At 35.0% G+C, this 18,167-nt stretch carries 20 protein-coding genes, 2 tRNA genes and 2 pseudogenes; 15 read left to right on the forward strand and 9 right to left on the reverse strand.

All coding sequences use genetic code 11. The features are described from left to right. Nucleotides 1-26: 26 nt before the first annotated feature. On the forward strand, nt 27-233 hold the full coding sequence (locus WKI77_RS01000; RefSeq protein ID WP_337859974.1) for a KEOPS complex subunit Pcc1: 207 nt from the start codon (nt 27-29) through the stop codon (nt 231-233). A gap of 2 nt (nt 234-235) precedes the next feature. On the opposite strand, the gene WKI77_RS01005 is transcribed toward WKI77_RS01000, so the two are convergent. Both WKI77_RS01005 and WKI77_RS01010 read right to left on the reverse strand, forming a co-directional pair. Next, entirely contained in the window at nt 236-1,174 is a 939-nt protein-coding gene (locus tag WKI77_RS01005; protein ID WP_337860016.1) for a transcription initiation factor IIB, read from the reverse strand. 6 nt (nt 1,175-1,180) lie between these two features. Next, the gene (locus tag WKI77_RS01010) at nt 1,181-1,393 is read right to left on the reverse strand and encodes a hypothetical protein (RefSeq protein WP_337859975.1); all 213 of its coding nucleotides are present in this window, start codon (nt 1,391-1,393) and stop codon (nt 1,181-1,183) included. Between the two features lie 217 nt (nt 1,394-1,610). Here WKI77_RS01010 and WKI77_RS01015 point away from each other — a divergent pair, with 217 nt between their 5' ends. Further along, on the forward strand, nt 1,611-2,528 hold the full coding sequence (locus tag WKI77_RS01015; protein WP_337859976.1) for a transcription initiation factor IIB: 918 nt from the start codon (nt 1,611-1,613) through the stop codon (nt 2,526-2,528). Nucleotides 2,529-2,548: 20 nt separating this feature from the next. Here WKI77_RS01015 and WKI77_RS01020 read toward each other — a convergent pair whose 3' ends face one another. Together WKI77_RS01020 and WKI77_RS01025 are read right to left on the reverse strand one after the other, a co-directional pair. Continuing rightward, nucleotides 2,549-3,289, reverse strand: coding sequence for a methyltransferase domain-containing protein (locus tag WKI77_RS01020; protein WP_337859977.1), 741 nt, complete (start codon nt 3,287-3,289; stop codon nt 2,549-2,551). 8 nt (nt 3,290-3,297) lie between these two features. After that, complete coding sequence (locus WKI77_RS01025) at nt 3,298-3,864, reverse strand: GMP synthase subunit A (RefSeq protein WP_337859978.1); 567 nt, start codon at nt 3,862-3,864, stop codon at nt 3,298-3,300. Nucleotides 3,865-4,026: 162 nt separating this feature from the next. On the opposite strand from WKI77_RS01025, the gene WKI77_RS01030 reads away from it, so the two are divergent. Continuing rightward, on the forward strand, nt 4,027-4,641 hold the full coding sequence (locus tag WKI77_RS01030) for a hypothetical protein (protein ID WP_337859979.1): 615 nt from the start codon (nt 4,027-4,029) through the stop codon (nt 4,639-4,641). A gap of 44 nt (nt 4,642-4,685) precedes the next feature. Beyond that, nucleotides 4,686-5,084, forward strand: coding sequence for a metal-dependent transcriptional regulator (locus tag WKI77_RS01035; protein ID WP_337859980.1), 399 nt, complete (start codon nt 4,686-4,688; stop codon nt 5,082-5,084). 389 nt (nt 5,085-5,473) lie between these two features. Here WKI77_RS01035 and WKI77_RS01040 read toward each other — a convergent pair whose 3' ends face one another. The 3 genes and pseudogenes from WKI77_RS01040 to WKI77_RS01050 all read right to left on the reverse strand — a co-directional run. Further along, nucleotides 5,474-6,055, reverse strand: coding sequence for a 2,3-diphosphoglycerate-dependent phosphoglycerate mutase (locus WKI77_RS01040; protein WP_337859981.1), 582 nt, complete (start codon nt 6,053-6,055; stop codon nt 5,474-5,476). A 475-nt stretch (nt 6,056-6,530) separates the two neighbouring features. Further along, nucleotides 6,531-7,004, reverse strand: coding sequence for a transposase (locus tag WKI77_RS01045; RefSeq protein ID WP_337859982.1), 474 nt, complete (start codon nt 7,002-7,004; stop codon nt 6,531-6,533). Next, a pseudogene (locus WKI77_RS01050) lies at nt 6,982-7,056 on the reverse strand (IS607 family transposase); the annotation flags it as partial. The pseudogene WKI77_RS01050 and the gene WKI77_RS01045, both read right to left, overlap by 23 nt. A 151-nt stretch (nt 7,057-7,207) precedes the next feature. Between WKI77_RS01050 and WKI77_RS01055 the strand changes: the two are divergent. The 11 genes and pseudogenes from WKI77_RS01055 to WKI77_RS01105 all read left to right on the forward strand — a co-directional run bounded on the left by WKI77_RS01055 (nt 7,208) and on the right by WKI77_RS01105 (nt 17,346). Further along, on the forward strand, nt 7,208-8,455 hold the full coding sequence (locus tag WKI77_RS01055) for a cysteine desulfurase (RefSeq protein ID WP_337859983.1): 1,248 nt from the start codon (nt 7,208-7,210) through the stop codon (nt 8,453-8,455). Further along, complete coding sequence (gene sufU / locus WKI77_RS01060) at nt 8,445-8,867, forward strand: Fe-S cluster assembly sulfur transfer protein SufU (RefSeq protein ID WP_337859984.1); 423 nt, start codon at nt 8,445-8,447, stop codon at nt 8,865-8,867. The genes WKI77_RS01055 and sufU overlap by 11 nt, the downstream gene beginning before the upstream one ends. Nucleotides 8,868-9,422: 555 nt before the next feature. Next, the gene (locus WKI77_RS01065; protein WP_337859985.1) at nt 9,423-11,336 is read left to right on the forward strand and encodes a thioredoxin domain-containing protein; all 1,914 of its coding nucleotides are present in this window, start codon (nt 9,423-9,425) and stop codon (nt 11,334-11,336) included. Nucleotides 11,337-11,361: 25 nt separating this feature from the next. Beyond that, a complete protein-coding gene (locus tag WKI77_RS01070) occupies nt 11,362-12,354 on the forward strand; it encodes an NMD3-related protein (RefSeq protein ID WP_337859986.1) in 993 nt (330 codons plus the stop codon). A 32-nt stretch (nt 12,355-12,386) separates the two neighbouring features. Beyond that, a complete protein-coding gene (locus tag WKI77_RS01075; RefSeq protein ID WP_337859987.1) occupies nt 12,387-13,634 on the forward strand; it encodes an arginine deiminase family protein in 1,248 nt (415 codons plus the stop codon). Between the two features lie 114 nt (nt 13,635-13,748). Further along, nucleotides 13,749-14,381, forward strand: a complete 633-nt coding sequence (locus WKI77_RS01080) for a 30S ribosomal protein S3ae (protein WP_337859988.1) — start codon at nt 13,749-13,751, stop codon at nt 14,379-14,381. Nucleotides 14,382-14,392: 11 nt separating this feature from the next. Next, nucleotides 14,393-14,481, forward strand: a tRNA-Met gene (locus WKI77_RS01085). Nucleotides 14,482-14,529: 48 nt separating this feature from the next. Continuing rightward, nucleotides 14,530-15,135, forward strand: a complete 606-nt coding sequence (locus WKI77_RS01090) for a class I SAM-dependent methyltransferase (protein ID WP_337859989.1) — start codon at nt 14,530-14,532, stop codon at nt 15,133-15,135. 430 nt (nt 15,136-15,565) lie between these two features. Further along, nucleotides 15,566-15,912, forward strand: a pseudogene (locus WKI77_RS01095) (IS607 family transposase); the annotation flags it as partial. Between the two features lie 589 nt (nt 15,913-16,501). Further along, on the forward strand, nt 16,502-17,110 hold the full coding sequence (locus WKI77_RS01100; RefSeq protein ID WP_337859990.1) for a helix-turn-helix domain-containing protein: 609 nt from the start codon (nt 16,502-16,504) through the stop codon (nt 17,108-17,110). 50 nt (nt 17,111-17,160) lie between these two features. Next, nucleotides 17,161-17,346: a DUF1059 domain-containing protein gene (locus tag WKI77_RS01105; RefSeq protein WP_337859991.1), complete on the forward strand. Its 186-nt coding sequence runs from the start codon at nt 17,161-17,163 to the stop codon at nt 17,344-17,346. A 186-nt stretch (nt 17,347-17,532) separates the two neighbouring features. Here WKI77_RS01105 and WKI77_RS01110 read toward each other — a convergent pair. Both WKI77_RS01110 and WKI77_RS01115 read right to left on the reverse strand, forming a co-directional pair. Continuing rightward, a tRNA-Gly gene (locus WKI77_RS01110) sits at nt 17,533-17,605 on the reverse strand. A 31-nt stretch (nt 17,606-17,636) separates the two neighbouring features. After that, nucleotides 17,637-18,128: a DUF2250 domain-containing protein gene (locus WKI77_RS01115; RefSeq protein ID WP_337859992.1), complete on the reverse strand. Its 492-nt coding sequence runs from the start codon at nt 18,126-18,128 to the stop codon at nt 17,637-17,639. Between the last annotated feature and the right edge of the window lie 39 nt (nt 18,129-18,167).

An 18,167-nucleotide genomic window follows, 5' to 3' on the forward strand; every position in this document is an offset into this window, starting at 1 on the left:
TATAATATATGTAAGTATAGCTATTCATGGAAATATGCATTTCTATCGATGAAAAAAACTGCACAGCGCTTTATAATTCTTTAATCCAGGACAATGATCAGGATATAGAAATGGAATGCAAAGAAGGCCAGCTTGTAATTAAAATAAAAAATGCAAAAATAAGTTCTATCTACAATCTTGTAGATGATATAATAAGGGATTATGAAACATTTAAAAAAATTTATAATTTATAAATTTATTCATCAATTGTTAAATTGAGTTTTTCGGTCAGTTCCTTGTACCTGTTTCTGATTGTTACTTCGGTAACTCCAGCTACTTCGGCAATTGCCCTCTGAGTTCTTCTCTCGCCTGTTATCAAGGATGCTATATATATTGCAGCTGCTGCAACACCTGTAGGGCCTTTTCCTGATGTTAAATCATTGTCTATAGCCATTTTCAGTATTTCTTCAGCTCTTTTCCTTGCTTCCATTGATAATCTTAACTTGGAACAGAATCTATTTACATAGTCATCTGGCTTTGATGGTAGTATGTTCAATTTAAGGTATCTTGCCATTATTCTGTATGTTCTTCCTATTTCTTTCTTTTTTACTCTTGTTACAGAGGCAATTTCATCTAAAGTCCTTGGCACATTGGTTATCCTGCATGCTGCATATATAGAACCGGCAACTACCCCTTCTATTGACCTTCCTCTAATCATATTCTGCTTCACTGCTTTTCTGTAAATTACAGCGGAAGTTTCACGAACATCGTTTGGTATGCTAAGATTGGAAGCCATTCTTTCCAGTTCCTGCAGTGCCTGTGAAAGGTTTCTTTCAGCTGCATTTGATACTTTAATTCTTTTCTGCCATTTCCTTAGCCTGTAAAGCTGTGCCCTGTTTCTTGTAGGTATTGATTTTCCATATGAATCCTTATTTTTCCAGGAGATATCTGTGGATAAACCTTTATCATGAATTGTATATGTCATCGGAGAACCTGTTCTGGCCCTGCTCTCACTCTGCTCTGAATCGAAAGCTCTCCATTCCGGCCCTTCATCTATATAACTGTCATCAATAACAAGTCCACAATTAGAACAAACCAATTCACCCCGTTCGTAATCTCTTACAAGCTGTGAAGAACCGCATTCTGGACACTTATCTATTTCATAAATATTTTTTTTCTTTTCTGTTGCCATTATATCACCTTAACATTTAATATATATTTTCTGGATATTTTCATCCTTGCCTGCTATATATGCAAGTGCATATGGATCTGACACAGGTCCAAGTATTTTTGTAATCTTGCCGATCACTGCATCATGTTCATCAACCAGTTTGTTATGAAGTCCGATGCAGTCCTTTGTTTTCAATAGCAATTCATTATTGAAAGTATGTATTACTGTGCACTCACTTTTCATATACAAATAGTATATACAATGTCAGTATATAAACATTTAGTAATGTTATTAATATAACCTGTTATAATATTAAAATATTCGTGCATAAACATGTATATTACAGCATTTGCTTGATTGTTATATAGTTTAGCAGTAAATTTTTTTGCCAGATATTAGCTTCTGGATATAATAAAACTTTAATACTTAAAGCAATATCTATTTTAATTCAGGTGTATTCATGAAAATAGATGAAATTAAAAAATGCCCGGAGTGCGGTTCCGAACATTTAGTCAAGGATTATGATAGAAGTGAATTAATATGCCATGATTGTGGGATAGTTATTGAGGATTCATTTATTGACCAGGGGCCAGAATGGCGTTCGTTTGATTCTGAACAGGATGGAAAAAGAGCAAGAACTGGATCGCCCATGAGTTATTTAAGCCATGACAAGGGATTGGCAACTGAAATATCATGGACAAACAAAGATTATTATGGGAAAAGAATCCCGCATAAAAATAGGTCTCAGATCTATAGAGTGAGAAAATGGCACCAAAGAATTAGAGTGAGTAATGCTGCAGAGAGAAATCTGGCTCTTGCCCTTCAGGTATTAAATGATGATGGAGCAAAACTTGGAATCCCTAAAGATATAAAGGAAAATGCCGCTTTGATATATAGAAAAGCGGTTGAACGAAACCTGATAAGGGGAAGAAGCATAGAAAGTATTGTATGTGCATCAATTTATGCATCCTGCCGAATGATAAATTTACCCAGAACACTTGATGAGATTTCAAAGGTTGCTGACGTAAATAAGAAAAAAATAGGAAAGGCTTACCGCCACCTTGCCAAGGAGCTATCACTGAACATAAAGCCTACAACTCCTTATTCTTATATTGCACAGTTTTGCAATAAACTGGATCTTGATAAGAGCGTTATTATGGACAGTGAAAATATAATAAGGCTTGCGGGGGAGTCAGGGATATCAACAGGAAAGGGGCCAACGGGCATTGCGGCCGCTGCTATATACATAGCCGCAATGAAAAACGGGAAGCAGCGTACGCAGAAGGATATAGCTAGAGTTTCAGGCGTAACTGAAGTTACAATTAGAAATAGATATAAGGAAATTGCAAACCAATTGGGAATAGATGACGTTAAATAGTATTTTTTATATTCTTTAAATTAACTTAAAGATGTTCTAACTCCCGTAGTTATAAAAGCTGTGTGGTCTATTATATTGTTATCCGGGCGTGTAGCATTCTCCCTTACTATAATATTGCGCTTTATGAGTTCTACAGTTTCCAGAATATGAAATTTTTCATCTTTCATGACCAGAACATTCTTTTCTGCCTGATTAAAATTAGGAGAATATGTAATTAAATATCCCCCTGGTTTTATATGATCTCTCATATTTTTAACAGCATTCCATGGATCAGGTATATCAAGTATTGCGGCGTCGTATTTATCAGGCAATTTATCGTTTCGTATATCTCCTTTTATTGTTTCCCAGTTGTTTATTGAAATGAATTTTTCAATATTTGCCCTGGCAATTTTTATTGCATTCTCATTTAAATCCATCGTAACCAGTTTCCCAGTGCTGCCTGTAGCCCTTAAAATAGAATAGCTAAGTGAGCCTGTTCCTGCACCAGCTTCCAGAATGTGGCTTCCAGAGAAGATTCCTGCAGAATAAACAATATAAGATGAGTCAAGTGGAAGTATTGCCTGAGTATTTCTTCCTGAAATTTCATTGTAAAACATCGGATCCGGCTTCAATACAATAAAATTTATGTTTTTGACCCTTATTGCATCTCCTGGCTCGATGAATGAATTTTTTGGGAGGCTGTAACTCTCTTTCCCAAAATAAGCTACAAGTTTTTTCTCGTCCAGAATCCCTGTAATGCCATCGGATTTTAATATTAACATACATGTACCTATCGTTTACAAACATCCAGAAAATTCTTGAAAATTTCAACTCCATATTCAGTATTGTTTACCTCTGGATGAAATTGAACTGCAAATATGTCTTTAGTTTTATGATAATACGCCTGAACTGCACAGGTATCTGATGAGGCACAGAGAATGAATTCACCTGGCAGATTTTTTATCTCATCATTGTGGCTTTCCCATGCAGTTATGCTTTTTGGAAGATTGCTGAATATGGACTCATTTCTGATAAAAGTTACAATCTTTTTCCCATATTCAGGATGGATTGCCTTGCTTACAGTAGATCCTGAATTCAGGGCAATAAACTGAGCACCGGCACATATTCCAAGAATAGGATAACTGTGAGTTTCTATATACTGTTTTATATATCCAAGTTTGCCAACCTCGGATTCTATGCTAGCAGGCCCGCCAGAAAGGACAAGCCCGTCAAGCCCGTCAAGTTTTTCATTTCCAACGGTATTTGGATAGATTTCCGCGTCCACATCAAGAGATTTAACTACACGCCATTCACGATGTGTCCACTGCCCACCATTATCAATAATCCCTATCTTCATTTCTTGATAATACATTCCGTGTATATAAATTAAAAGAATAAACTAAACTGCAAATTTTAATCTGAAATTGAAAAGCAATACCTTCTAAAATTCTTCTTTAAAAATACATGCAAGCGTATAGAAGAACGATAGTGTTAAATATTGTCATTGATTTATTATAGCGTGATAGGTATGGATGGGGAACGTTATTTATATTATATAAAACTAATAAATAACCCTGCAGGTAATTCCGCTATTGAATACTATATGGACTTATCAATGCAGATCGAAAACGATTATAGCCTCTCATCAAGCCAGATCACAGAACTTGAGTCATTGATAGATACTTATATAAAAATGAAGGCCAGCCAGCATGTAAAGGTAATAAATGCAGTGACAGGTCTGGAAGAAGAACCACCAAAAACGGTTATTGATGATTTTGGCGGAAATGCGATTTTTACCGGAAAAGAGAGCAAATATGGCATAGAATGGAGTATTTATGAGCCAAGAGCGAGCAGTAATTTATTCTTCAAAAAATGGCATTACAATGAGAAAATAGCATCGATATTGAATAAAACCCTTGAAAAGGCAATTCCAAACGGAATACCAAATTATTTCGATATACCACCATGGATCTTTGGTAATTTTTCATACAAAGGAATACGATATATACCTTTAAGGGAGGTTATAAACAATGCCGTGGAAATGGAAATAATACCAAATAAATATTATCTTGTTCAGAGGGGAATTAGCAGAGAATTTTTAGAAAATCTGAATGACAGTAATATGTGGCTATAATTTCTTTAAGTTAAGTTTAAATATTTTAGTATTATACTAATGTTATGGAATACAATATCACCAGAAAAGAGAGGGACTGCATTATTGCGCTTCATGATAATTTTAGTTTTCCATTAAGATTATTTAATATAGCTGAAACTTTAAAAATTAAAGCTCCTACAGCCCATGAACTTATAAAACGGCTGGAATCAAAACATATTATAGAGAAAAAAAATGGAATAATATCCCTTACAGATTATGGGAACGCCGTCTATAATGATATTATAATGGCACACCGTACACTGGAAATAATGCTGACAAATAGCGGTGTAAATTCAGATATGGCATGCCAGCAAATTGAAAAAATAGATTACTTAATGGATGAAGTGTCAATTCAAAAGCTTTTTAAAAGCATGGGAAAGCCACAGACATGCCCACATGGAAAACCAGTAGTGCCTAAATAGTTAACTGACATACTCTCCATCGCAAAGAGTTGGATGTCCCCACTTTTGCTTTTGTCTTCATCTCTCACAGCATGGACAGTTTTGCGATAACCTATTGCCGAGTTTTAAGGCCGTTCCAATTCTGTACGTTGCCCCTTTAGAGGTGTCAGTGATCTCTTTGCATGCATCTCTGTCTACATGCCGGGATATGCCTTATTCCATTTCTCTGCTCAAATTGTAAAATAGAGGGATTCCCATCAGGCAGTAAAGCTTTTTCAGAATAATTCATTGCTGAGGGCTTCTCATACATGACTTGCTTCCATTTCAGAAGCAGTATACGTGTATGAATTAATATTTAAACGATATATGTACACATTTGCACTTCATCCACATCGCAAGTTCAGTAACTTTCATGCTTCAATTATTTGTAAAATTTTTTTTATTCTTTGGGATACAAGGAGAGACCCAATTGCCAGCAGTTTTTGTGAAGTTAAATCTATGGTAGACATTGATGCGTGCCTTATATCTATGCCAAAGCTTTCTTCTTCGTCCATGCCCAGATAGTGGGCAAGTACACATCTTATTGGAAATGAATGGCTTACAACAATGTAGTTCCCATCGTAAGAATTTATAAGGCTGATCATTCTATCTGCCTGGGATTGAAAAGATTCCATCCCCAGTTCATTGCGTGATTTATCTGGTATGTCTACAATTCTTTTTCCATTATATTCTCCGAAATCTGACTCTATTGCCCGATTATCTGTCACTATATCCAGATTCAAATACTGGTTTATTATGTGTGCAGTTTCAACGGCACGCAAAACGGGGCTTGATACAATTCCGTCAAACTTTAATCCTTTTAACTGTTCACCAGTAAATCTTGCCTGTTCTATTCCTTCTTCTGTTAATCTGTACTTGTTAAGTTCGGTGGAAAGTATGCCATTTCTATTTGTATAGCTTTCACCATGCCTTATAAGTACTGCATATTTCATAATCAATATATTATTAAATAGTTAATAATTCTATTGAATTTATTCGGAGTTTATGCTCTAGTTTATGGGAAAAATGATGGTGTATTGATATAGCTGTAAAACTGATAATGCCCTGCATAATTTATATTTGAAGGTAAAAAAAATGCAGAAACGATTTGAAATAGTGAAATAGTGAAAGAGTTAATATATACTTTCCTGCAGGATGGCAAAGAAGGAAAGACGAAGCCGATGAAATGATTTCTGAATGCAGTAATGAAAGAAGGAGCAAACATGCAGGTAGCAGCTTTTTCTCAGGAAAGAACCGAAAAAAGGAAAACATAATTTGCGATTTATACTTAATCTGTAATATACGCCTATGTACAAAGAAAGCGGGCTTCCTGCTTCAGGGATCTGCCGTTCTTAAAACATTGTGCATTGTTATGCACCTGCTTCATTCGCAGCGTAGGCAGTCTCAGTCCTTCCTGCTTCAGGCATGTCAGGTATGCCCTGTGTACAGGTATTCATTCTTCATGGACTGCCAAGAGGCTGACGCACTCACGGGGAACGGTTCTCCGCAAAGGTCAAGGCCACGAAGGGCTATTGCAAGTGATGCGAGCCTGTCCCTGTCGTAGTCCCGACCACAGTTTGTGCATCTGGATATTTTCCACCTTGGGTGCTTTAATTTATCACCACATACAGGACACTCGGATGAGGTCCCACGTGGATTAATATACAGTATTTTTCTTTCAGATTTGTATTCAACCATATTCTGGAATTCAGAATATGGCCATCTGTTCAGGTATGTCCTGAATTTCTTTCCCTTATCATCACCACTCTTCCTTATTCCTTTCAGGTCTTCGAATACAAAGGATGCATCAGGATTATCCTTCACCAGAGCTGAAGATAACTTGTGCATTGCATCCTTTATTCTCTTTCTCTGCCTTCCCCTTGCCTGCTTTTGCATATACATGAAGTGTTTTTCTGGATATCTGTAACAGGTTCAGGACTTCGTTGGTTTTCATAATTAATTACATCTATATCTATAATACATAAAGTTATCGTTATTATTGACGATATATCTATGTTATTTCAGGTATTTTTTATACCTGTGCAAAATTTGCATCTTTGCCAAGTTTATTATTAGTTTTAATTATTGATGATCGGGGAAAAATTATGAAAGAAGCAGAAAAAATGATCACAGCACTGGTTGATGTAAGGGAAGATTTTCCAATATTAAAACGGCAGATTAATGGTCACAGATTGGTATATCTTGATTCAGCGGCAACATCACAAAAACCAAAAAGTGTCATTGACCGTATTACGAAATATTATGAAACGTCCAACGCCAATGTATTGCGCAGTGTCCATACTCTGGCTGAGGAGGCCACGGAACAATTTGAAGAATCGCGGAAAAAGATAGCAGGATTTATTCATGCACGATATCCACAGGAGATTATTTTTACCAGAGGAACTACTGAAAGTTTAAATGTGATTGCCCGTGCATGGGGAGATAAATTTTTAAAGGCAGGGGATGAGATTGTTCTTTCACCAGTGGAACACCACTCCAATTTAATTCCATGGCAACAGCTCGCTGAAAGAGTTGGAGCACATTTACGTTTCATAGATCTCGAGAGAGATGGTACTATCACCGTTGACGCTGCAAGTGCCCGGATTAATTCCAAAACAAAAATAGTGGCTCTATCCGCCGTATCAAATGTACTTGGAACCATAAATCCTATAGCCGATATTGCCATACTTGCACATGAAGTGGGTGCTATTATTGTGGTTGATGGTGCACAGTCCGTGCCACATCAAATCACCGATGTCCAGAAATTAGGCATTGATTTTCTGGCATTTTCAGGACATAAAATGCTGGGACCTACCGGAATAGGCGTTCTGTGGGGAAGAAACGAATTGCTAAACGCACTGGATCCAGTAATATTTGGAGGCGAAATGATTGAATATGTTGATCGTGAAAATGCCACATGGGCGGAACTCCCCGCAAAATTGGAAGGCGGAACGCCAAATATTGTGGGCGCAATAGGTCTGGGTGAAGCCACCGACTATCTGGAGAAAATTGGAATGCCAAGAATTGAAAAACACGTCCAGGCACTAACAGAAGATGCTTATAGGAGACTGTCCAGTATTCCTGATGTAACCGTGTACGGTCCTTCTTCACCACATACTGGCGTTGTGTCCTTTAACATAGCCGGTGTTCATCCACATGATGTTGCACAGGTTCTGGATTCACAGGGTATTGCTATTCGTGCTGGCCATCACTGTGCCCAGCCACTCATGCAATGGCTTGATGTTATAGCAACTGCTAGAGCCAGTTTTTATTTATACAATAGCAGTATTGATGTGGATTCGCTTGTGGATGCCATTAAACTTACAAGGAGGTATTTTAAAAATGGACCTTGATAATATTTACAGTGAAACAATCATGGATCATAGCCAGTCTCCAAGAAATTATGGCCATTTGGACCAGCCATCAAAAATTGCAGGGTTGCGTAATCCAACATGTGGGGATCAAATTATATTGGAACTGACAATCGAGAGGGACATAATTACAGATATTCGTTTCAGTGGGCAAGGTTGTTCTATAAGTATTGCATCTGCGTCCATGCTTACACAGGCTATCAGGGGGAAAAAAATTGGAGATGCTCTATCCCTTTCATCCAATTTCAGGGCTTCAATTACAGGTGGAAATTCAGATATTGATCTTGGTGAAATGGAAGCTTTGCGTGGTGTATCACAATTTCCCAATAGGGTGAAATGTGCCACACTTTCCATTAATGCTCTGGAGAAGGCTGTGACATCCTCCCACATTTAAGGAACGTAGGCTTCCTGCTTCAGCAAGTGTACTTACCCTATTCCCTCTCTTTGCAGGAGGTGGATGGTACTGGCACTTCTGCCTACAGGCATTAATTCCTCACTATCAGCAGATACTCAAATCTTTATGAGAGTGAATTTTGTTATGTTTATTGCAACATTCAAATACCTGCCAATCTAAAGCCCACATTTCTTACATTTGTATGTGCAATCTGCTAGTCTCAGGCCATGATTGATGTTGCCGTGCTTTTAACACATCTTTCAGGAGGGACGAAATCACCGCATCTCAATAATATTTATTTCGTATAGTTTTAACCTTATCTGTGTCATTAATGGTAGTTCAATAAGCCAAATTACTAACATGTTCCTTAATGCATATATTTATAAGTTTATTATAATAAAAAATAATGGAATGAAAACAATGTGTAATAAGCTTTTGCAGAAATTTTCACATTATAATATATGGAAAAAATAACCTGAAATTTAACAATTGTTACTAATTTTATTATAGAATAGACAGACAATATATTTGAATAGAAAATTGAAATACATAATAATGAATAAACTGGCCAATGAAAATAGCCCGTATTTAATAGAGCATTCAAATAACCCTGTAGACTGGGAACCGTGGTCTGATGAAGCATTTAACCGTGCCAGGAATGAGGATAAGCCTGTTTTTCTCAGCATAGGTTATTCCAGCTGCCACTGGTGCCATGTTATGGAACAGGAAAGTTTTATGGACCCTGAAGTTGCAAAAAAAATGAACGAGACATTTGTATGCGTAAAAGTTGACAGGGAAGAAAGACCGGATATTGATAGCCTTTACATGACTCTGAGCCAGGTAATGACAGGCACAGGTGGCTGGCCACTAAACATGATATTAACTCCTGAAAAAAAACCTATATTTGCATTTACGTATATACCGAAATTTTCCAGGAATAATATGATAGGCATATTGGACCTGTGCACCAGTATATCATTCCTCTGGAAAAACAAAAGAGATGAACTGGAAAAAAATGGGGATGATGCAATTTCAAGGCTGGAAGGCATGAATAATAAAGGTCCGGGAAATCCAATAGAGTATAAAAGTATTATAGAGAATACATATAAAGAACTGGAAAAAAATTATGACAATGAATATGGAGGATTTGGCAGTGCACCGAAATTTCCATCATTTCATCATATAATATTTCTTTTGAATTATTACAAAAAATACGGTTCTCAGGATGCACTGAAAATGGTGAAGCATTCCCTGCATTCCATGTATTTAGGTGGAATGTATGACCACGTTGGAGGAGGATTCCACAGATATTCTACCGATCCGTTTTTCATGATCCCGCATTTTGAGAAAATGACATACGACCAGGCCATGGCAATAATAGCATATTCCTATGCATATGATATAACTAAAGATAATTTCTACAAAAATGTAGTTTATGAAATATATAATTTCCTGAAAGAAACAATGTTTTCTAAGGGATTTTATACAGCAGTAGATGCAGATTCGGAGAATGAAGAGGGAAAATATTATACATGGCAATATTCAGAAATTGCACAAAATGTTGCTCAGAATTTTATTTATGATTTTAACATACTTCCGGAAGGCAATTTTCATGACGCAAATTCACGGCAATCAGGCAAAAACATACTTTATATGAACAAAAATATTAAAGGTGACCCAACAACAGTATACAGGAAAGAACTTGCAATGCTTAAAAAATTGAGAGCTCAAAGGAAAGAACCATTAATAGATGATAAAGTACTTGCTGATATAAATGGGCTTGTCATAAAGGGATTATCAATTGCTTCTATGATTTTCAATGATGGTGATATGCTGGAACTTGCTGAGAGCTCTGCTGATTTCATTATGAATGAAATGTATACCAATAAGAAATTAATGCATTCCTACCGCAACGGCAGAGCATCTGTCAATGGAGGGCTTGATGATTATTCATTTATGATTTCCGGACTTCTTTCCCTTTACGAAGCATCACTGAATGAAATTTATCTTGATTATGCAAGGGAACTTCAGATAATGCTTATAAATCTGTTTTACGATAAAATAAATGGCGGTTTCTATAACACTGCGGAAGAACTGCCTGCCATGCTCAAGGAATCGTACGATAATGCTATACCATCCGGTTTTTCATTTGAAGTCGGTAATCTCATAGTTTTTAATTATATAGATAATAAATATGCAGAAGAACTGGAGAAATCCATGGAATCGATGGAAGGAAATATTAAAAGGCAACCGCTTTTCTTTTCCTATACAGTTTCATTCTTTTTTAACATGCTTGAATTTTATAAAGTCAGCACAGGTTCCAGTGAGGCACTGGATCTTCTTCAGCATCATTATCCATATAACTATTTCTTCCTGAAAACCAGTGAAAATGGAATTTCTGTGTGCGATACAAATAAATGCTTCATTGTTAAAGATATATCTGGATTAAAAACACTAATCAAGTGTTAAATAGCCTGATGTAATATTAAATCTTATGAAATGTATTCTTTGTGGTAAAAATGAAGCGTTTAAATTCGGGCTCTGCAAGAGTTGCCTGGCGGATAAAATTCAGCTTAAATCAGATAATATGGAAATTTCAGTGTGCCCTAAATGCGGTTCTGTAAGGCTCAATAAAAAATGGTATTACAATAACGTGGAAAAGTTTATGGTGAAAAATGCTGTATCACATATAATAACAGACAAAACAGATAAAATATCCGAAGTAAAATCATACAATATAGGTGAAGACCAGGTTTCCCTTGATGTTATGGTTGATGACAGGAATCTTGGGGATGTTGAAAAGAGTGTAACAGTTAACCTTAAAATAATTAAAGAAAGCTGCCCGGTTTGCAACAAAGTTACCGGATCGTATTATGAATCTGTAATACAGTTAAGGACTTTGACAACAGAATATGGAAAGATACTGGAAAATGCACGGGACACTATAGTAGAATTTATGAAAACACTTAATAAAAACGACCCAAATTCTTTCATATCGAGAATTGATACATTGAAAGAAGGTTTGGATATATATCTCGGGAAAAAAGAGGATGCAGTTAAAATTGATAAGTTTATGAACCTGGATTATTTTTGTAATGTAAAGATAACAAAATCACTTGCAGGCAGAAAGGACAGCAAGGATCTGTTTAGATACACGCACCTGATCAGAATTCTTGATTTGCCAAAGGGAGCTATAGTATATAATAAATTTTATTACATGATAAAAAGCGTAAGAGCCAATACCATGGAGCTTATTGATGTACGCAAGGGTAATACGGTTAGAATAAGTGCAAAAGAATTTTTCAGGGAACCCTTTAAGATAGTAATTAAAGACCCTGATATTGCAAAGTTCATTGTACTGTCAAGTACAGATAGGGAATCGCAGTTGATGAATGCCGATACATTTGAGATTATAACATATCGCCAGCCATTTGAAACCAAGGAAATAGAGCTGTACAGGTATAATGGCAAATTCTATCCTCTGTGAAAAACATTTTAAAGCTTTTGCAATATGCTCATATGAAAATAAGATCTGAATGGGGTAAATTAAATAAAGTTATAATGCACCGGCCTGGAACAGAGATTACATATGCCATGCTGGCGCCTAAACCATTCCTGTTTGAACGCCCATTTAACTATTCCATTGCAGAGAAGGAACATATGGGCCTGGAAGAAACATTAAAGGAAAATGGAGTTCATGTAGATCTTCTTGAGAACCTTATTGTTGATGAGGCAGATAAGAGGCTATCATTCCGGCAAAAACTTGAAGAAAAGATAATTTCACTTGTTAATTTTTATGGTACCATGGATTCTGTAAATGCAGCAAAAAATGATATGATTGAAAACCTGAAATATGTAGATTCGCTTTCTTTATTCCAGGCATTGATAATGGAGCCATCTATAGACCTTAAGGAATATGTTCCAGGAATACAGTATCCAAGAGTGTATTCAAACCTTCCACTTGCCAATCTTTATTTTATGAGAGACCAGCAGGCAGTTTCATCCGGAGTTTTAATAGGAAATATGAAGATGCAGCAACGGAGAAAAGAAACTGATATAACATCATTTGTATTCAATGAAGTTCTTGGAATAAAAACTGCAAAAATAAGCAATGGCTTTTTTGAAGGCGGCGATTTTATGCCTGCAGGAGATTTCTGCCTTATAGGAACAGGAAACAGAACGAATGAAGCAGGTGCAATGGAGGCTATGAATTCAGGAATTTTTGATTTTGACCGCATAGTTCTCATTTCAAATCCAATATATGACTTTATGGATGGGCACGATGTAATGGTTAACATGCATCTTGATACATATTTCAATATACCTGCAAAGGGCACAGCGATTACATCAATAGCTCTTGCAAGAGCTGCACAGGCAAAAGTATATGAAAGGAATTCTGATAAAACTTATTCTCTTACAATTGTTACAACACTCTACGATTTTTTAAAGTCCGAAGATTATCAATTTATAGACCTTGGAATAAGCGAGCAGCTTTCATATTCTTCGAATTTTCTTACTCTCTCAGATAATAAAATAATAGCAATAGATTCTTCAAAAGTAATACACAAACTTATTGCCGAGAATATATTTGATGAGATAACCAGAGAGAGAATATTGCATGATATGGAAATAAGAAACGGAAAAACATTTCCAGAAAGTCAACCTATGGTGGAAAGCGGAATAGATGTTATAAAAATTGACCTGAGCGAAATAACAGGAGGCTATGGTGGTGCGCACTGTATGACTTCCGCTTTAGAAAGGACGTAATTGCGGAAATTATTTTTACCGTTTATTAAAAACTAAATTTCGAAAACATTATAAATTTATAAGCTATAAAGTATTTCACTAATAAAGATAAACTCAATTAATAAGGGGGATTTAATGGCAGATAGAAGAAGATCAACTACAAAAGATAAATGGAAGGAAAAATCCTGGTACACTATTGTTGCACCATCATATTTCGGAGAGAAAGAGATAGGGCTTAGCCCCAGTGCAGACCCAAAAAATATGGTTAACAGAACTATAGCTGTTCCAGTGTCAACCTTTACAAACAATTTTAAAAAGGCAAGTTCAATGGTTTTATTCCAGATTGACAGGTGTGAAGGCAAACGCTGCACTACAAAATTCATAGGGCATGAAGTAAACGACGATACTATCAGGAGAATGGTAAGGAGAAGGAGAGAAAGGCTGGATATTGTTATTGACGTGAAAACCAGTGATTTATACAATATTGCAGTTAAGCTTGTTCTTGTTGCTGACCAGAAACTTACTGGCACCAAACGTTCTGAGATCAGGTCAAACATGTTAGATTATACTGTTAAAAAAGTTGCGGAAATGGACCTTGGAACATTTGCCAATTATATAATAGGTGACGATGTTTATGGTGACCTTGTAAATTCCTTGAAGGACGTTTATCCAATCAGGAAAATAGAGGTACGGAAAACCGAGATACGGTCACAGGCTGAAGCCCCGAATAATCTGGAACAGGAACCCGCTGAAGCCGTTCCAAACTAAAATTTTTACAGGCCGGGGTGGCTCAGTTGGTAGAGCGTCGGACTCATAAGCAGAAAACTGAGATATCCGAAGGCCTCGGGTTCAATCCCCGACCCCGGCAATCCTTTGGAATCTAAAATATTTTTATAGTACTGATATATGTTTATTAATGGAAGAAGTTGATTTTGGAACTTACCATCATTCCACACCGGAAGAATCTGCACAGGCGAGAAAGGAATTCAAAAAAATCTTTAGCAAAGCATTTGAAAAATCTGGAATTGCTCCTGATTCAGAAATAAATATACTGGATATTGGTTCTGGCCTTGGTTTTCTTTCTTATATTACAGCAAATTATTTTGGTAATTCAAAAATAACTGGAATTGATATATTTGATAATGAAAACCTTAAAGGTTCTTCACTGGAAAAAGCCAGGCACAACATGGAGATTCTAAAGCTTTCAGACAGGGTTAAATTTCTCAATGTTGATATATTAAGTTCCGATAATATTGATCAGGAATTTGATTTTTCCGTTTCAAATCTTGTTTTGCATAATCTTGGCAGAAAGAGATTTAAAGCATATGAGAACATATACGGGTTGCTCAAAAACGGCGGATTCTTTCTGAACGGAGATATTTTTATAAATACTTCCATATCGAATAAATTTAATTCTGACATAAGAAAAATATCTAATATTTTTTCTGTTAATTGCAATATTGTTATGGCGAAAACAGATGGATTGCCAAATTACAGGCTTGTGTGCCTGGAGAAGATATAATTCAAAACCAAAACTTGATTTATTTCTTTTAAATATTTGAAGCAACATAAGTTATGGTTTAGCTATTAATTATGTGAATTCTTTTCTATTTCATTTGAATATTGAATTATGAATAGTAGAAATATTAAAAAAAGTATTCCCCCATGAACCATGATATCTTAAAATAATAGGATTCATATATGGAGGTGAATATTACGAAAATTATAGTTGCAAAGGATAATGAGAAGGATACTAAATTTCTGATGGATAAATTGCTACAAATGCATAAGTGGTCGAAAATGAGTACACAATAACTGTTCCGATAATTATAATGGTAAATGAAATAATAAAAATATTGACTACATGCCAGGTAAGCATCAAAAGCAGAGCTTCAATTATATTTAATAAATCAGGACGTTTATAATCACATGAAGTGTATATATTATTAATAATGAAAGCCAAAGAAGTCCTGAACCTGTTACAGATATCCAGAAAGACTCTTCATGCCTATGCTAAAGCAGCCAGGATTCGTTATACTATCATGCCCAATAAGATGTACAACTGCAATGAGGAAGATGTATATAGGATACTTAAGAAGGATATAAAGAGGAAAACTGTTCTCTATGCGCGTGTTTCAACAGCAAAACCGAAAACAGACCTGCAAAATCAGATAGAATGGATGAAGCAGTAGTGTTTCATGAATGGTTATACTATTAATGTCCAATATTGCTTCTGGAATATCTTTTTTTAAAATGCCTTATAATGGATAATAAGTATGAAAAAGTTATTGTAAAATATAATTACCTTTAACAGGAAATGAATTTAAATTATTCAGCTATTTATTCAAAAAATATAGGAAATAAGAATAATAAGATATAAAACAGAAGAATCAGGAATAAAAACAATAGTTATTTATGAAGCATAAAGAGAAAAGCATTATTCCTTGATAAAGAAACAATAGAACATCATAATAACTGTTCAGGAAAGAAAATATAAAGAGATCTATTCAGAACATCTAATAGAACTATAATCAATGCAGATGCCAATGCAGCATACAATATGATAAGAAAAGCAATTCCAGAATAATTATAGGGATAGAGGATTTTGGATTGCATCCGGGAAGTTTAAGCATTAAAAAGATGATAAATTCTAAAGGAGTTTATTAAAATGCTTAACAGAAATCGTAATCTTTGTGCTTCAGGTATGTCTTACTATAATGAATATAAATTTATAGCATAATTCCATATTTTCAGCCTTTTCATATTGTGGCAGTTGTGCCTGATATGCCAGAGTTGCCGAAGTGAAATGCCAAGAAGGATTTTGGCTACGGCCGTGTATGCCATATTCGAAATTGAAAAATTAATATAATTACAGGATATTGTTATTTATGAAAAATAATTTAAGGGAGATTTCACTTGTTGCTGACCATCCAAAGTGCATGATTTTAAATAAATTGATGGAGATAAATGTTCAAGCAAGAATTTTTGAATTAAATGCAGGAATTGATACAACGAATCATCTAATAGGAATCAATGATTATAAGAACAATATTCCAAAGTTAAAGGATGATAGCATAACAATTTATAAAAATATAAAGGATAAAACATGGATGGAAAGCAGCAGTTGCGAAGTATGTACTGCTGCTGCGAAGCTAAATGCACTTATAATCAATGTCAAAGTATTTCATGATGGGAAAGTTCAGTATAAAATGTTATTTCAAAAACAAGAAATTCTAAAATTGTTGAAAGAGCAGTTAGATTCAACAGATATAAAGTACAGCATTTCAGATATTGACCAGAAAATTCCAAATGAATTGACTCTCAGGCAAAAAGAGATTTTATATATTGCATTTAGAATGGGATATTTTGATATAACCAGGAAAATAAAACTTGAAGATATTGCGAATGAAGTGGGAATTAGCAAAAAATCTGTACAGATAACATTAAGAAGGGCACTGAATAAAATAGTTTTGGAATATGTTTTTGAAAATTTATAGTACACATGTGTATCTCTTAACTTATATAGTTTTAACCATTATATAATATGGTGATAAAAATTAGCTATGAATTTAAATGCAAGGACATAGGAATGGATTGTGGATTTGATGTAAAGGCTGATTCCATAGACGAATTAATACCAGTAATACAGGCCCATGCAAAAAATGCACATGGAATAAATGAAATTAGCCCGGAATTATATGAAACTGTAAAAAAAGCAATAAAAAAGGCATAAATAAGTTTTATGTTATTTATAAATTATTTTTTAATTTCAGTTAAATGGTTAACAATATGAAATGGTTTTTGACCTTTTATATTTCTATTTTTATTATATAATATTTTGATTAAATCTTTACAATTACCCTTTAAATGTAAAAGCAGTGCTGAATATATTTATTATATTTAACCTGTGGGTAAAATATGCGATTGCCGGGATTTGAACCCGAGTTAGTGGCTTGGGAAGCCACTGTGATACCAGGCTACACCACAATCGCTTCATTATGTATTATTATACAATATATAAATTTATAATATCTTTACCTGCCTTCTTTTAGCAAGGTCCAGAACCATGATTCCCATTTCGGTTGGTTCATAATTTTTATCCATAAGCCCCATACGATATAGTTGTTTGCATTCATCGGGGTGTTCTTTCCTTTCACGCTTCAATAACAGCAATCTCAGGCATTCGATTTTAATATATTTTATATATTCCTTTTCTGTCATGTCTTTAAGTATATAATGACCTTTATTTGCTATTTCATAATATGTGTGGTGTTTATGCACTTCATTTGTCTTTTTCAGCTTTGCCTGTGTCCTTTTAACTGATGCACCGTCATATTTTTCTATTAATCCCATGGAGTACAACCTTTCTATGTAAATTTGTACGTTGGCCTGCGGTATGCTGGTATAAATCTTTATATTTTTAGCATAATCGAGCTTTGCAAGTTGAAAATGCTGTAAAACCATAAGCATTTCGTGGTCCATTGCAAGCATTTTTTTTATATCCTGTTCTTCCATATATTTTTTATAATGTCATCACTATATAAAAATTTAATT

This window comes from Ferroplasma sp. (assembly GCF_037442045.1).
GTDB lineage: Archaea > Thermoplasmatota > Thermoplasmata > Thermoplasmatales > Thermoplasmataceae > Ferroplasma.

Bases quoted from the DNA above. Each gene is read 5' to 3' on its own strand.
- WKI77_RS01115 (WP_337859992.1), bottom strand. From the start codon at position 18,128: ATGGAAGAACAGGATATAAAAAAAATGCTTGCAATGGACCACGAAATG.
- WKI77_RS01000 (WP_337859974.1), top strand. From the start codon at position 27: ATGGAAATATGCATTTCTATCGATGAAAAAAACTGCACAGCGCTTTAT.
- WKI77_RS01070 (WP_337859986.1), top strand. From the start codon at position 11,362: ATGAAATGTATTCTTTGTGGTAAAAATGAAGCGTTTAAATTCGGGCTC.
- WKI77_RS01025 (WP_337859978.1), bottom strand. From the start codon at position 3,864: ATGAAGATAGGGATTATTGATAATGGTGGGCAGTGGACACATCGTGAA.
- WKI77_RS01055 (WP_337859983.1), top strand. From the start codon at position 7,208: ATGAAAGAAGCAGAAAAAATGATCACAGCACTGGTTGATGTAAGGGAA.
- sufU (WP_337859984.1), top strand. From the start codon at position 8,445: ATGGACCTTGATAATATTTACAGTGAAACAATCATGGATCATAGCCAG.
- WKI77_RS01015 (WP_337859976.1), top strand. From the start codon at position 1,611: ATGAAAATAGATGAAATTAAAAAATGCCCGGAGTGCGGTTCCGAACAT.
- WKI77_RS01075 (WP_337859987.1), top strand. From the start codon at position 12,387: ATGAAAATAAGATCTGAATGGGGTAAATTAAATAAAGTTATAATGCAC.
- WKI77_RS01080 (WP_337859988.1), top strand. From the start codon at position 13,749: ATGGCAGATAGAAGAAGATCAACTACAAAAGATAAATGGAAGGAAAAA.
- WKI77_RS01035 (WP_337859980.1), top strand. From the start codon at position 4,686: ATGGAATACAATATCACCAGAAAAGAGAGGGACTGCATTATTGCGCTT.
- WKI77_RS01045 (WP_337859982.1), bottom strand. From the start codon at position 7,004: ATGTATATGCAAAAGCAGGCAAGGGGAAGGCAGAGAAAGAGAATAAAG.
- WKI77_RS01090 (WP_337859989.1), top strand. From the start codon at position 14,530: ATGGAAGAAGTTGATTTTGGAACTTACCATCATTCCACACCGGAAGAA.
- WKI77_RS01065 (WP_337859985.1), top strand. From the start codon at position 9,423: ATGAATAAACTGGCCAATGAAAATAGCCCGTATTTAATAGAGCATTCA.
- WKI77_RS01040 (WP_337859981.1), bottom strand. From the start codon at position 6,055: ATGAAATATGCAGTACTTATAAGGCATGGTGAAAGCTATACAAATAGA.
- WKI77_RS01010 (WP_337859975.1), bottom strand. From the start codon at position 1,393: ATGAAAAGTGAGTGCACAGTAATACATACTTTCAATAATGAATTGCTA.
- WKI77_RS01020 (WP_337859977.1), bottom strand. From the start codon at position 3,289: ATGTTAATATTAAAATCCGATGGCATTACAGGGATTCTGGACGAGAAA.
- WKI77_RS01100 (WP_337859990.1), top strand. From the start codon at position 16,502: ATGAAAAATAATTTAAGGGAGATTTCACTTGTTGCTGACCATCCAAAG.